This is a genomic window from Streptococcus sp. SCPM-O-B-15294 (M123) (assembly GCF_058200455.1).
The window spans coordinates 1-13,551 of sequence record NZ_JBYQGU010000016.1 but is presented as its reverse complement, the minus strand read 5'-3'; the positions used below and the strand labels follow the sequence as shown (position 1 = coordinate 13,551).

12 protein-coding genes are annotated in these 13,551 nt (G+C 45.2%); 9 read left to right on the top strand and 3 right to left on the bottom strand.

The window, feature by feature from the left end; genetic code table 11:
* The first annotated feature begins 61 nt into the window (after nt 1-61).
* The 3 genes from AC3E8G_RS08975 (at nt 62) to AC3E8G_RS08965 (ending at nt 3,464) form a co-directional block, all read left to right on the top strand.
* Nucleotides 62-790: an ATP-binding cassette domain-containing protein gene (locus tag AC3E8G_RS08975; protein WP_490677540.1), complete on the top strand. Its 729-nt coding sequence runs from the start codon at nt 62-64 to the stop codon at nt 788-790.
* The gene (locus AC3E8G_RS08970) at nt 783-2,300 is read left to right on the top strand and encodes an ABC transporter permease/substrate-binding protein (RefSeq protein ID WP_490677539.1); all 1,518 of its coding nucleotides are present in this window, start codon (nt 783-785) and stop codon (nt 2,298-2,300) included. Before AC3E8G_RS08975 ends, AC3E8G_RS08970 begins: the two co-directional genes overlap by 8 nt.
* Before the next feature lie 225 nt (nt 2,301-2,525).
* The gene (locus AC3E8G_RS08965) at nt 2,526-3,464 is read left to right on the top strand and encodes an AEC family transporter (protein WP_490677538.1); all 939 of its coding nucleotides are present in this window, start codon (nt 2,526-2,528) and stop codon (nt 3,462-3,464) included.
* Nucleotides 3,465-3,512: 48 nt separating this feature from the next.
* Here AC3E8G_RS08965 and AC3E8G_RS08960 read toward each other — a convergent pair whose 3' ends face one another.
* Both AC3E8G_RS08960 and AC3E8G_RS08955 read right to left on the bottom strand, forming a co-directional pair.
* Nucleotides 3,513-3,845: a glucuronide permease gene (locus tag AC3E8G_RS08960; RefSeq protein ID WP_195324086.1), complete on the bottom strand. Its 333-nt coding sequence runs from the start codon at nt 3,843-3,845 to the stop codon at nt 3,513-3,515.
* A 12-nt stretch (nt 3,846-3,857) separates the two neighbouring features.
* Nucleotides 3,858-4,421, bottom strand: a complete 564-nt coding sequence (locus AC3E8G_RS08955) for a TetR/AcrR family transcriptional regulator (RefSeq protein ID WP_490677556.1) — start codon at nt 4,419-4,421, stop codon at nt 3,858-3,860.
* Nucleotides 4,422-4,557: 136 nt separating this feature from the next.
* On the opposite strand from AC3E8G_RS08955, the gene AC3E8G_RS08950 reads away from it, so the two are divergent.
* Together AC3E8G_RS08950 and AC3E8G_RS08945 are read left to right on the top strand one after the other, a co-directional pair.
* Nucleotides 4,558-5,463 (top strand): cation diffusion facilitator family transporter, encoded by a 906-nt coding sequence (locus AC3E8G_RS08950; RefSeq protein ID WP_154858382.1) that lies wholly within the window; start codon nt 4,558-4,560, stop codon nt 5,461-5,463.
* A 78-nt stretch (nt 5,464-5,541) separates the two neighbouring features.
* Nucleotides 5,542-6,579, top strand: coding sequence for a zinc-binding dehydrogenase (locus AC3E8G_RS08945; protein WP_490677537.1), 1,038 nt, complete (start codon nt 5,542-5,544; stop codon nt 6,577-6,579).
* A 58-nt stretch (nt 6,580-6,637) separates the two neighbouring features.
* Here AC3E8G_RS08945 and AC3E8G_RS08940 read toward each other — a convergent pair whose 3' ends face one another.
* Entirely contained in the window at nt 6,638-9,352 is a 2,715-nt protein-coding gene (locus tag AC3E8G_RS08940; protein ID WP_490677536.1) for a DEAD/DEAH box helicase family protein, read from the bottom strand.
* 157 nt (nt 9,353-9,509) lie between these two features.
* Here AC3E8G_RS08940 and AC3E8G_RS08935 point away from each other — a divergent pair, with 157 nt between their 5' ends.
* The 4 genes from AC3E8G_RS08935 (at nt 9,510) to AC3E8G_RS08920 (ending at nt 13,537) form a co-directional block, all read left to right on the top strand.
* Nucleotides 9,510-10,274: a nucleoside phosphorylase gene (locus AC3E8G_RS08935; RefSeq protein WP_490677535.1), complete on the top strand. Its 765-nt coding sequence runs from the start codon at nt 9,510-9,512 to the stop codon at nt 10,272-10,274.
* Between the two features lie 31 nt (nt 10,275-10,305).
* Complete coding sequence (locus tag AC3E8G_RS08930; protein WP_490677534.1) at nt 10,306-11,688, top strand: TrkH family potassium uptake protein; 1,383 nt, start codon at nt 10,306-10,308, stop codon at nt 11,686-11,688.
* Between the two features lie 9 nt (nt 11,689-11,697).
* A complete protein-coding gene (locus AC3E8G_RS08925; protein WP_414283919.1) occupies nt 11,698-12,372 on the top strand; it encodes a potassium channel family protein in 675 nt (224 codons plus the stop codon).
* A gap of 400 nt (nt 12,373-12,772) precedes the next feature.
* Nucleotides 12,773-13,537: a CPBP family intramembrane glutamic endopeptidase gene (locus AC3E8G_RS08920; protein ID WP_490677555.1), complete on the top strand. Its 765-nt coding sequence runs from the start codon at nt 12,773-12,775 to the stop codon at nt 13,535-13,537.
* The last annotated feature ends 14 nt before the right edge of the window (nt 13,538-13,551 follow it).

The following is a 13,551-nucleotide window of genomic DNA, read 5'->3' as shown; positions in this document are numbered from 1 at the left end:
GTATAAGTTAAAGACTAGGAACTTCAGTTGAGATTAATGAAGAAAGTAAAGAGTAATCTGAATGATTGAATACAAACATGTAGCCTTGCGCTACACGGATAAAAACATTTTAAAAGATGTCAATCTCCGCATTGAAAATGGAGAATTCATGGTGCTAGTGGGTCCTTCAGGATCTGGAAAGACTACCATGCTCAAGATGGTCAATCGTCTCTTGGAGCCGACTGATGGTAATATCTATATGGATGGGAAGCGCATCAAGGACTATGCTGAACGGGAGTTACGTCTTTCTACTGGATATGTTTTGCAGGCCATTGCTCTCTTTCCAAATCTAACTGTAGCTGAGAATATTGCTTTAATTCCTGAGATGAAGGGCTGGACTAAAGAACAAATCGCCTCTAAAACAGAAGAACTCTTGGCCAAGGTGGGGCTCCCTGTTGCAGAGTATGCAAATCGCATGGCTAGTGAATTGTCTGGTGGGGAGCAACAGCGGATTGGCATTGTGCGGGCTATCATTGGAGAACCAAAAATTCTATTGATGGATGAGCCTTTCTCTGCTCTCGATGCTATTTCCCGTAAGCAGTTGCAGGCTCTGACTAAAAAATTGCACAAAGAGTTTGGTATGACCACCATCTTCGTTACTCATGATACGGACGAGGCCTTAAAATTAGGCGACCGGATTGCAGTGTTGCAAGAAGGAGAGATTGTGCAGGTGGCGGATTCTAAAACCATCCTAGCCCAGCCAGCCAACGACTTTGTCGCAGATTTATTTGGAGGTGCTCACCATGTCTAAACTACTTGCAACCTTTCAAGAACGATTTGGCGACTGGGGCACTGCACTGGGTCAACATTTGCAACTGTCATTACTGACCTTGCTCCTTGCTATTTTTCTTGCTGTCCCTCTAGCTGTTTATTTAAGTACACGCAAGAGAGCCAGCAACTGGGTCTTACAGGTGGCTGGGATCTTCCAGACCATTCCTTCCATGGCTCTTCTCGGCCTCTTCATTCCCATTATGGGCATTGGGACGCTTCCGGCCTTGACAGCTCTCGTCATCTACTCCATTTTCCCCATCCTTCAAAATACCATCACTGGTTTACAAGGGATTGATCCAAGCCTTGAAGAAGCAGGGGTCGCCTTTGGGATGACCAAGTGGGAACGACTCAAGAAGTTCGAGATTCCCTTGGCCATGCCTGTTATTATGTCTGGGATTCGGACAGCAGCTGTGATGATTATCGGGACCGCTACTCTAGCTGCCTTGATTGGAGCTGGGGGACTTGGTTCCTTTATCCTTCTAGGGATTGACCGCAATAATGCCAGTCTGATTTTGATCGGTGCCCTATCTTCTGCCTTCTTAGCTATCGCTTTTAACCTTCTTCTCAAATGGATGGAAAAGGCCAAATTGCGGACCATCTTTGCTGCCTTTGCGGTAATGATCCTGGGATTAGGAGCTTCTTATACACCAAGTCTTCTTTCAAAACCAGAAAAAGAAAACCTGGTCATTGCTGGGAAGTTAGGACCAGAACCCGAAATTCTAGCTAATATGTATAAGATCTTGATCGAAGAAAATACGGATATGACAGTGACCGTCAAGCCGAATTTTGGTAAGACCACCTTCCTCTACGAAGCTCTGAAAAAAGGAGATATCGCAATTTATCCAGAGTTTACAGGGACCGTGACCGAAAGTCTCCTCAAGCCAGCACCACAAGTCGGTCATGATCCAGAAGCAGTCTACAAAGCTGCCCGAGATGGGATCAAGCAACAAGACGACCTAGCCTTGCTCAAACCCATGGCTTATCAGAATACCTATGCTGTCGCAGTGCCTAAGAAAATTGCCCAGGAGTATGGTCTTAAGACCATTTCAGATTTGAAAAAGGTGGAAGGGCAACTCAAGGCAGGCTTTACCTTGGAGTTTAACGACCGAGAAGACGGAAACAAGGGCCTGCAGAAGGTCTATGGTCTTAATCTACAAGTCTCCACCATGGAACCAGCCCTTCGCTACCAAGCTATCCAGTCTGGCGATATCCAGATAACAGATGCCTACTCAACAGATGCCGAGCTGGCTCGCTATGACCTGGTGGTCCTTGAAGATGACAAGCAACTCTTCCCACCTTATCAAGGGGCGCCCCTCATGAAAACTGCATTGCTCGAAAAACACCCTGAGTTGGAAGCTGTTCTCAATAAGTTGGCTGGTAAAATCACAGCAGACCAAATGAGCCAGATGAATTACCAAGTCGGAGTAGAAGGCAAGTCAGCTAATCAAGTGGCACGTGACTTTCTGGTGAAAGAAGGGATCATCAAGTAATAATGCGAATTTTAAATTGAAAAAAACTTTATTTAAGTTACTTACCTAGGATTTCTCTATGAACCTGATCTATTTAATGCTTAAAGGTTACTAAGAAGGAGAAAAACGGATTACCAAAAACTCATTAGAGGTTGGCCATGTTGCCCACCTCTTTTTATGATATACTAGAATAGTTTTTGAGACTTGTAGACATACTCTCATTTCAAAAAAGTAAAAGGAGAATACATGGACATCTTTTTGAGGAGCATATCGGGGATTCTCGTCATCCTGGGCATGATTTTAGTGGGCTTTGTCATCGGTGAAAAAGGTTGGTTTGATGACAAGTCACGTGGCCTGATCGCTAAACTAGTCACTCAAGTCGCCCTACCTTGCTATATGCTCTACACCATCACGCAACGCTTCACAGCAGCAGATCTGCTTAAAATGTTGCCAGGCTTGCGGTTTCCTGCCCTGTCTATGGTTATTTTGCTTGGCATCGCGACAGGTGTAGCCAGGATCTTTGCGGTGAGACAGGACCGTCGTGGCCTTTTTATTTCCATGTTTTTTAATTCCAATACCATTTTCGTTGGTCTCCCTATTAACCAGGCCCTCTTTGGAGATGCTAGTATTCCCTATGTTTTGATCTATTACATGTGCAATACGACCTTTTTCTGGACCTTGGGAACCTACCTGATCCAGCGAGATGGTGAGGGAGAAGCGCAGTTTGATCTCAAAACGAGTCTGAAAAAAGTCTTTTCTCCGCCTCTGATGGGCTTTCTCTTAGGGATAGTCTTGGTGATCCTTCATATCCAGCTGCCAGCCTTTATAGCCAGTGATTTGCAGTATCTGGGTAATTTAACGACCCCCTTGTCTATGATATTCATCGGTTTGTCAGTGTCTCATATAGGTGTAAAGCAGTTGGTACTTGGAAAAGATCAGCTACTGATTCTACTAGGTCGCTTCGTGGTTGCCCCTCTCTTGATGGCCTCCATCGTCTACTGGGTGCCCCTTCCAAGTTTGATGAAGCAAGTCTTTATCATCCAGTCCGCCATGCCTGTGATGACCAATGCGCCGGTTGTTGCCAGACTCTACGGTGCTGATAGTGATTATGCAGCGGTCATGGTGACAGAGACAACACTAGCTACCATGGTGGTGATTCCTATTCTTATGCTGTTGATGGCTTAACAAATAGCAAATACAAAAGCTCAAGTTTTTTAAAAACTTGAGCTTTTCTTATAACAAGGCTAACAAGATGGTAAGGACCAGAGCGATACCTACTCGAATAACATGATGAACTGGTTTGAAGTTTTCTTTGTGCTTGCCATTCCAATAGGCCCCGTAGCAAATCAAACCACAGCCAATCATCCAAAGGAATAAAGCAACAATCGGCAAAAAGAAGTAGAGGATAAGAGAAAAGGTCGCAAGGCAACTTCCAATGAACAGAAGCTGATTTCCTAGAGTATTCTTGCCCTTTCTTAATTCTGAAAGGCTAGCCAATAAATGAAGGAGGGGAAAGGCAAGGGCTAAGAAGGCTGTAAAAATACCAAGAAGAATAAGGAGGTTCATAAGATTTCCTTTCTAGCTAGAAAAATAATGTTTATCTTGTTTAGCTGTCATTTCCATGACATCTAAATAAAAGCTGACAACTTCTTTCTCGTTATAAGCTTTCCCTTTCCTCAACCACCAGGTCAAGGTTTCGATGAAGTTGGTGACGACAAAGTGCTTGAGGTAAGAAGTTGGAATCGCAGGATGAGCTGTTTTTAAATCATCTGCCACCATAGGATAGACATGGGCTTCTAATTCCTTATGAAGTTGACGGAGAAAATAATCATTTTTGGAGAGAAGGAGGCTGGTCACGTGGTCTTGATTTTCTCGAAAATGGAGAAAGATGTGAGCCAGGTAGTCTTCTGCAGCTAGGTGTGCCTCTCTCTCAAACAAGTGATGGAAGAGGTAGTGGCAGAGTTCGTCCAGCAAGAGTTCCTTGCTTTCATAATGACTGTAAAAGGTAGATCGCCCAACATCTGCCCGATCAATAATATCTTGAACAGTCGTCGCTTGGTAACCTTTACTATTTAACAGTTCTAAGAAGGCTGTATAGATCGCTTTTTTTGTTTTAGCAATCCGCCGGTCAGTTTGACTCATATAGACAATTTGAACAAACTGTTCAGTAACGTACACAAAGAACGGTTTGCTTCTATCCTTTCTAAGTAGAGTGGGAGATAATACTAGTGAGAAAATCATCTATTCCCATTATATCATATATTAAAGGAGGTCAAAAATGAGTTCAAAATTTGCTGTTTGGCTGGCTTTTGTCTTAAATTTTAGCTTTGCCATCATCGAATTTATCTTTGGCGGTCTCTTTGGCTCCAGTGCAATCTTAGCGGATGCTGTCCATGACTTGGGAGATGCCTTGGCTATTGGTATCTCAGCTTTTCTCGAAAGTATTTCCAATCGGGAGGAGGACAGCCATTATACCCTAGGCTACAAGCGCTTTAGCCTCTTGGGGGCCATCCTGACAGCAGTCATCCTCATAACAGGCTCTAGTTTAGTCATTCTAGAGAATATCAGCAAGCTAATCGAGCCTCAGCCGGTGGATTATGAGGGGATGCTTTGGTTGGGAGTCATTGCGATTGCCATAAATCTAACAGCCAGTCTCATCGTCCGTAAGGGGCAGACTAAGAATGAATCCATCCTGAGTCTCCATTTCCTTGAGGATACACTAGGTTGGTTGGCGGTGATTATCGTCGCCATCATCTTGCGCTACACTGATTGGTACTTCCTCGATCCCCTCTTATCTCTTCTAATTTCTGCGTTCATCTTGTCCAAAGCCTTTCCACGTTTTTGGAGTACGCTCAAGATTTTCCTCGATGCTGTGCCAGAAGGAGTGGATATCCAGCAAGTCAAGAGTGATTTGGAGCAGCTGGACTATGTGACTAGTATCAATCAGCTCAATCTCTGGACCATGGATGGCCTGGAAAAAAACGCCATTGTCCATGTTTGTTTAGAGCATGTCAAGCATATGGAAGGCTGTAAAGAGTCTATCCGCACCTTGCTTAAAGACTGTGGCTTTCAAAATGTTACTATTGAGGTCGATGAAGATCTGGCAACCCACCGAGCCCATAAACGCAAGATCGAAGAACTGGAAGCTGATCAAGGTCATGGGCATGATCATCACCACCATTAATGAAGAGTTGGTATGAGCAGAAGCCTAAGAAAAAGTGTATACTATAGGTAAGTAAGCAATAGAAAGTAGGTTGTTCCTATGAAGAAAACAGTCTATACAAAAGCTGGGCAAGTGGGTCTAGTAGAAGTAGAATGTCCGCAAATCGAAGCGCCGGATGATGTTATTCTCCGCATCGTCCGCACATGTGTCTGTGGATCCGATCTCTGGAGCTACCGCAATCCAGATATTGAAGCAGGGCATCAAAATAGTGGCCACGAAGCCATTGGGATTGTCGAAGAAATCGGAGAAGCCATTACAACGGTCAAACCAGGAGACTTTGTCATCGCACCTTTCACCCATGGTTGTGGGGAGTGTGATGCCTGTCGTGCTGGCTACGATGGGACTTGTGACCGTCATATCGGCACCAACTGGTCTGATGGGGTGCAAGCGGAGTACATGCGCTTTGAGTATGCTAACTGGGCCCTTGTCAAGATTCCAGGTCAACCATCTGATTATACAGAAGCTATGCTCAAATCCTTCTTGACGCTAGCTGATGTCATGCCAACGGGCTACCATGCAGCGCGTGTAGCTAATGTGCAAAAAGGTGACAAGGTTGTCGTTATTGGTGACGGAGCTGTTGGACAATGTGCGGTTATCGCAGCTAAGATGCGTGGTGCGTCTCAAATCGTCCTTATGAGCCGTCACCAAGACCGGCAACAGATGGCTTTGGAATTTGGTGCGACAGCGGTAGTAGCGGAGCGTGGCGAAGAAGGGATTGCCAAGGTCCGTGAAATCCTTGGTGGCGGAGCAGATGCGGCCCTTGAATGTGTCGGTACCGCAGTAGCTGTCGATCAAGCCCTTGGGGTTCTTCACAATGGAGGACGTTTAGGTTTTGTCGGCGTACCTCATTACAATAATCGTGCCCTTGGTTCGACCTTTGCTCAAAACATCTCGGTAGCAGGTGGAGCAGCCTCTGTCACTACCTACGACAAACAGTTCTTGCTTAAGGCTGTCCTTGATGGCGATATCAATCCAGGTCGCGTCTTCACCCATAGTTATAGCTTGGACGAGATTGATCAAGCCTATAAAGATATGGATGAACGCAAGACTATTAAGGCTATGATTATCATTGAGTAATGAAAAAGTCTAGTAGAATCGTTTCTGCTAGACTTTTCTTCTATTGTGAAATAAATTCTTATTTCAAATCCGACATGACTTGTTTCTTGGTGAAGATACGCTCTTGTTTATTAGCTAAGGCCTTAATGCGCGCATCAAGGAGAATGGCACGACCTTCCGCACTTCGGGTATAGACGAGGGTATACTTGCCTAGGCTCTTTCGAATTTGCGCCACAAAGGCTTGGGCGTCCTCTTTTCGTTTGTCAAAGAGGCTTGGTACAGCGAAATATTCTGTCTGATCGGATACCTTTTCTTGTGCTTTCAAGATATAGCGCTGATTTTCAATCGGCGCGAAAAATTCAATCATAGTTTGCGAGAAGAGTTCCTTCTCCCGCATGGTTCCGCCCTTCAAATAAATCAGCGTGTTGATGGCATCCTTTCTATCTCGGACCACTTGGATGCGGGTTTCTTGGGTCTGGATCTGACCTGAAAGGAGCAGGGCTTGGTGAATAGCCTGCCCAAAGACTTCTAACCGTTTATAAGGGGTCTTATAGAGATAGTAGCGGAGCCAAGCAAGGAGAGCGAGAACAGCTAAGACGAATAGAAGAATTAGAGACGCTTTATTCCCTCCTCCTCTATGTGAATAGTAAATCAGGTTGGAGAAAGCATCGGTCAAAGCAGCGGCCGTCAGCCAGCGAGCTAGCTTCCTGGCGTCAAAAAATAGGGCCAGGGGCAGGAAGTGTTTATCCACTTGGACCTCGTTTGCAATCTCCATATTCTCCAGAATAGGCAGGGCTTTTTGCCAGCCGTCTCGGAGTTCTTGACGATGGGTGGAGCGCTCTAAGGTCTCTTCATTGAGTTTTTGCAACTGTTTTTTTGTATAGCGGATATTGTCAAAGGCTAGACGTTCAATACCAGATTCGATGAAGGGCTCCTTGTAATGGAGACCTAAAAATTGCTTCATCCGTCTTTCTAAGAGCTCCAGATCCGGACTGTATTCTTTCAACTGATCAGTGAGGGCTTCGATCTCTTCTTTTTCAAGATCGGACTTTTCATACCATTTCTTTAGGGAAAGATTGATGGAGACTAGATGCCAGATATTACTGGTCTTGTCTGGATCTTCGGGCCACACTCTGATGGCACGACCTCGCATTTGGTTGCTGAGCATAAAGCTACCGATAAAGCTCGCTAGGATCAGGGAATTGACGCAAGGAGCATCCCAGCCTTCTCCTAGAAGAGACTTGGTTCCAATGACGACTTGGATGAGCCCTTCTTGAAAGAGCTGGGTTACAGCTGTCACCAAATTATGTTGAGAACCAACCAAGCGAACCTTGAGAAAGTCATCAGGAGATAATTGGCCGACACTTTGGTAAGTCAAACGATTCTCTCCTAGAAGTTTTACTAATCTTGGCTTAGCAACCGTCGGGATGATGACGATGCTGCCGGTCAAGACAGCGATGGCAGGAGGAGTAGTTAGCTCTATGCTTTCCCTGCGAATAGATTCGAAATAAGAGAGCACTCCCAATTGAGTAAATTGGGCATCCTTGTCCCCGAGATGAACTTCAAAGTCTTGGCGAATATAGTCTGTCAATACTAGTTGGCGCAGTTGGCTTCCGAGGGCCTGGTATTCCGCCTTGAAAATCTCTCGAATGGCATTGAGTTTTCCGAGGGATTGATTCAGCAGAAGGTCTTGTTTTTTATTGCGGACCAGTTTAACTTGTTTTCGATCGATTAAGCTCGCTGCTTTTAGTTCATGGAGGACTTGTTTTTCATATTCCTCTGGTAGATTGTACCAGTGTGGCACCTGAAAGAGCAGACCTTGCAGGAGGATTTCAAGCCAGTCCATGGTGAAAGCAGGTAGTTTCTTGGCTCCTAAAAGGTCCTGGAAACGATTGGGAAAGGCGATTCCCTTGCTTCGAAGAAAGATCAGGGTAGCAGAGAGATATTGGGGATCATTGAGCAATTCATCATCGCTGATCTGACCCGATAAGGCCTGGCAGTTTTGCAGGTATTGGCAAAAGAGGGGATCGGAAGTCAGTTGCTGTAAGAGAGCATTCTTTTGTTGGCTAAAGGCGTCCAACTGCTCTTGCTCTTCCTTGGTTGGAAAGGCAAAGTAGACATAGTCCTGATGGGGACAAAGGGTTTCTTCCTTGACCAATTCGGGAACCGTAATTTCCTCATCAATCTCACCACACATGCGGATATAACGATCCCAAAGGGCAGGGTCTCCTTCATAGGGAGGGGTAGCGGTGAGGGAGATCATCTTTAAGTCAGGGAAGGCTTGACGAAAGGCTTCCAAACTCTTCCACCATTCATTGCGCAGGTGATGGCACTCATCTAAACAAAGGGTCCCGAGTGAGATGGCTTTGAAAGTAGTAAAAATATCAAAGTCTTTGAAATCAAACGTTTCAATCTCTGCCTGGTCATCGGTATCCTCAGCTTGTGATTGACCGACGACTTGGTTCATGGCGCTGTGTAGGGCCTGATAGGTAGCCACTGTAATCAGCTTAGGATGTTTGAGGTCTTGAGAGATCAATTGCTCCGCTTGGCTTTCATCACTTAGGAATGCTTGGATAATCCGGTCCACCCATTGTTGACGAATCGTGACCGTAGGAGCCAAGATCAGGGTTGGTTGCCCAAAGCGTCTGATAAATTCGATTCCCAGGGTTGTTTTTCCAGAGCCAGGAGCTGCTACTAAATGCAGGTGGCCATCCGCCATAAAAGCGTCGCTCTTATCGAGAACGCGTTTTTGATAGTGTCTCCATTGGCCTGTAAAGGTTAGTTCTTGTAACATTGGTTTCCTCACTTGTACTGTCCCCATTATATCATAGTTGAAAGTATTCAGTTATATGGGGAGTTGCTGTGGAAGGAAAATAGTCCTTTTCGCTATCTCTCCTTGACACAGACTAGATGGACTTATATAATGTTACAAACAAGTTTGGAGGCAATAGATGATCCATAAACATGAAATTCCTATTTTAGAGTTTGACGACAATCCGCAGGCTGTCATTATGCCGACTCATGAGGGACTAAATCTGCATCTACCTGAAAAATGTGTGTACGCTTTCTTGGAGGATGAGATTGAGCGCTTTGCCGAAGCTGTCGGTGCTGAGCAAGTGGCTAGCTTTGTCTCAGCTACCAAGACCTATCCGGTTTATGTCATGGAGCACCAAGGAGAGGATATCTGCTTGGCGCAAGCGCCAGTCGGATCAGCCCCTGCAGCTCAATTCATGGATTGGTTGATCGGCTATGGGGTGAAGAAAATTATTTCCTCAGGAAGTTGTGGCGTCTTGGTGGACTTGGAAGAAAATACCTTCTTGATCCCGACCAAGGCCTTGCGAGATGAGGGAGCTAGTTACCATTATGTGGCGCCATCTCGCTATATAGAGGTGGATCGTCAAGCGCTGACCGCCATTGAAACTGTCTTGAAAGGAAAAGAAATTCCTTATCAAGAGGTCCTGACTTGGTCGACGGACGGCTTTTATAGAGAGACGCCCGACAAGGTTGCTTATCGTATTGAAGAAGGGTGTAGCGTTGTGGAGATGGAGTGTGCCTCACTTGCAGCTGTAGCCCAGCTTCGTGATGCGGTTTGGGGCTTGCTCCTATTTACCGCAGATTCTCTTGCAGACCTGGAAAATTATGACCAGCGTGATTGGGGATCTGAAGCATTCGATAAAGCCTTAGAATTGTGCCTAGAAATGGTTCTTCACTTGTAGGTCTATTCTCTTTTTATGGTACAATGAAGCTATGTTAGTCAAATTATTTTTAAAACAATGGCAGTCCAAGATTAAAAGTCTATCTCCAGCAAGGAGGCTCTTTTTCAGCTTTTTCTTGGTTATCTTAATTGGCTCCCTCTTATTGAGTCTGCCTTTTGTCCAGCAAGCAAGCTCAAAAGCAGGTTATGTCGACCACCTTTTTACAGCAGTCTCCATGGTCTGTGTGACAGGGCTCTTTACCCAATCAGTAGCCTCGACCTACAATGCCTGGGGGCAGTTGATCTGTATGCTCTTGATTCAGATCGGTGGCCTGGGGATCTTGACCTTTATCGGTCTCTTCTTTATGGAAAGTCGTCAAAAGCTCAGCTACAAGGACCGACAGACCATTCGGGACAGCTTTAGCTTTAGCAATAACCAGAGCTTGGCCCGTTTTGTCCGTTCTATTTTCATAACCACCTTTACCATCGAAGGACTGGGGGCCTTGCTCCTCATGATTCGCTTCATTCCTCGCTTCGGCTGGGGGCATGGAATCTTTAACTCCATCTTTGTCGCGATTTCAGCTTTTTGTAATGCGGGATTCGATAATTTTGGGGGCGATAGTATGATGAGTTTCCAGACCGATTGGCTGGTGAACCTGACCCTGTCTGCCCTTATTATTACTGGGGGCTTGGGTTTTATGGTTTGGTTTGACCTGGCTACCAAGGCCCGCAATCAATCAGGACGGCGGACTCTTCGCTTCCATACCAAGGTGGTTCTCTGGTTAACAGCTGCGATCCTCCTCTTTGGGACAGTCACCAGTCTCTTGACCGAGTTTGATAATCCGGCAACCATTGGGGCCCTCCCCTTGGGAGAGAAAATTTTAGTCAGCTTTTTCCAAACCGTCAGCATGCGGACAGCTGGTTTTGCTTCCTTAGATTATACAGCAGTCCGACCAGTGACGCTCTTCGTCTATCTCTTGCAGATGTTTTTAGGTGGAGCACCAGGTGGGACAGCAGGGGGGATGAAAATCACCACCTTCCTGGTCCTCTTGCTCCTGGCTCGGAAGGAACTATTGGGGCTACCACATACCAATTTAGGAAAACGTACGATTTCACCAGACATTGTTCAACGTTCCTTTGGGACGGCGGTGATTTTCCAGTTGACCTTCTTAGTGGGGCTATTAGGAATCTGTTTGGTGACGCCTGATGGCCAACGCTTTATTTATTTGGTCTTTGAGGTGGTATCCGCTCTAGCGACAGTGGGAGTGACCGCCAATGTAACCTCAACCTTAAATGGAGCTGGACTAGGCATTATCATGGTCCTCATGTTTATCGGACGGATTGGTCCTTTGACCCTCATGGTTAGCTTGAACAATTACCAAGCCAAGAAAGCAGATACCTTGCAGTATGCCAAGGCAGACATCATTATTGGATAGGAGAAACTTATGGAGAATCGAACCATTGGAATTTTAGGATTAGGAATTTTTGGACAGAGTGTCCTGAAAACTCTGCAGGATCAGGATGTGGATATTATTGCAATTGACGATCACGCAGATGTGATCAACCAATATGAATCCATGATTACGACTGGAATTGTTGGAGACATTACAGAAATGGACCTCTTGGATGCGGCTGATATCGGTACCTGTGACACAGTCGTGATCGCGACGGGGGAAAACCTGGAGTCCAGTGTGCTGGCGGTCATGCACTGTAAGGCCCTTGGTGTTGAGCGAGTCATTGTCAAGGTCAAGAATGAAGTGACCAAGGAAGTCCTTGAGAAGATTGGGGCTGATTTGGTCATCCTACCAGAGGTAGAAGCGGGGATGTCTCTAGCTAAGATGATCCTTTTCCAACACGGGATTGAAGTCTTCCAGTTGGATGAAGCAGTGGTGGTGGTCGAGTTTACAGTTCCAGCTAGCTGGGTAGGAAAAAGCATCCGAGACTTGGAAATCAGAGACCAATATCAACTCAATATTATTGGCTATCGAGATGCGGAAGACCAGCCTTTGCGAAGTCAGATTGGTCCCGACTTTATCTGGCCAGAAGGGGTGCGCGTGATGGCGGTGACAGACAACCAGTATCTGGATAGAATCCAAGACCTCTTAGAGGAGACAAACTAGGAAAACGACCGAATGATCGTTTCAGATTGAAGATAAAGTCTTCTAAAAAACTTTCCTTAGGTGAGTACGGACGTCAGCGAACTTTTTAAAAGTTCCATGACTAATTATTGAGCCTAAGGTCTCAATAATTCCGAATGCCTGAAACAATTACGTTTCAGGCATTTTTCTCACAGCGGATAGTTTTTGATCTTCTTAAATGACTGAAAATAAAACTCATTTTTGGGAAATCATCTAACTGTTGTATGTAAAATAATAATTTGTCTCCATTCTAAAACGACCAAATGGTCGTTTTATACTGATACATATTTATTACTAGCAAAAAATTAAAGTTATTTTAAGCTACTTCTTTTATAGTAGAACTATCAAAAACACTTCCAATGTGGGAATAGAAGGATGAATGATGAAAATTTTAAAGTTGATACGACCTGAAAAGCCTTTAAAAGAGCTTAAGTGGTTTGATATCGCTATTGTGACTGCGATCATGTTTGGGCAGTTTATTGTCTGGTCTACAGAGCTCTTCCTTGCCAGTCTTCAGCCAGTCGCCCAAACCGTCACCGCAGCTACTGAAACGGCCACCAATACAGCTACGGATGGGGCAGCATACTCGAGCAACTTCACCCTGCAGATTATCTTATTAGCCCTTGCCTTGGCCTACTTATTTCTCCGGAATTTCGACTTTAAACAGCTTCCGATTCGCTTTAAATGGTCCGTTCTCTTTTGGGTCCCCTTGATCTTTGCCATCGTCGGTTTGTTTGGGGATATCGTGACAACGGTGAGTGGAGAGTACGATTACTTCAATATCAATCTCCTCTCTTATATCGATCCCATGCAGATTATTCACAAGTTCTTAGCGCTTAGTCCAATAGCGATTGCTTACGCCTTGCTCAATGGTTTCTACGAAGAGTTCTTCTTCTTAGGAGTCATGACATCTGTTAATCAGAAGTACAAGTGGTGGGCACTGGCTTATTCGACCTTGATTCGGATTTCCTTCCATACCTACCAAGGTTTGCTTTGGGCAGTGGTCATTGGAGTGATCTATGGACTCTTTTACTATGTCCTCTACAAGAAGGTGATCAAAAACCTCTTGCCATTCTTCCTCATGCATGCTTTGGCTGATATGTTTGGTTCTAGCATCCTCTATCTTTTAATCAACTGGGGAAGTTAATAAAAGAGTTGAAA

Bases quoted from the DNA above. Each gene is read 5' to 3' on its own strand.
- AC3E8G_RS08975 (WP_490677540.1), top strand. From the start codon at position 62: ATGATTGAATACAAACATGTAGCCTTGCGCTACACGGATAAAAACATT.
- AC3E8G_RS08970 (WP_490677539.1), top strand. From the start codon at position 783: ATGTCTAAACTACTTGCAACCTTTCAAGAACGATTTGGCGACTGGGGC.
- AC3E8G_RS08965 (WP_490677538.1), top strand. From the start codon at position 2,526: ATGGACATCTTTTTGAGGAGCATATCGGGGATTCTCGTCATCCTGGGC.
- AC3E8G_RS08960 (WP_195324086.1), bottom strand. From the start codon at position 3,845: ATGAACCTCCTTATTCTTCTTGGTATTTTTACAGCCTTCTTAGCCCTT.
- AC3E8G_RS08955 (WP_490677556.1), bottom strand. From the start codon at position 4,421: ATGAGTCAAACTGACCGGCGGATTGCTAAAACAAAAAAAGCGATCTAT.
- AC3E8G_RS08950 (WP_154858382.1), top strand. From the start codon at position 4,558: ATGAGTTCAAAATTTGCTGTTTGGCTGGCTTTTGTCTTAAATTTTAGC.
- AC3E8G_RS08945 (WP_490677537.1), top strand. From the start codon at position 5,542: ATGAAGAAAACAGTCTATACAAAAGCTGGGCAAGTGGGTCTAGTAGAA.
- AC3E8G_RS08940 (WP_490677536.1), bottom strand. From the start codon at position 9,352: ATGTTACAAGAACTAACCTTTACAGGCCAATGGAGACACTATCAAAAA.
- AC3E8G_RS08935 (WP_490677535.1), top strand. From the start codon at position 9,510: ATGATCCATAAACATGAAATTCCTATTTTAGAGTTTGACGACAATCCG.
- AC3E8G_RS08930 (WP_490677534.1), top strand. From the start codon at position 10,306: ATGTTAGTCAAATTATTTTTAAAACAATGGCAGTCCAAGATTAAAAGT.
- AC3E8G_RS08925 (WP_414283919.1), top strand. From the start codon at position 11,698: ATGGAGAATCGAACCATTGGAATTTTAGGATTAGGAATTTTTGGACAG.
- AC3E8G_RS08920 (WP_490677555.1), top strand. From the start codon at position 12,773: ATGAAAATTTTAAAGTTGATACGACCTGAAAAGCCTTTAAAAGAGCTT.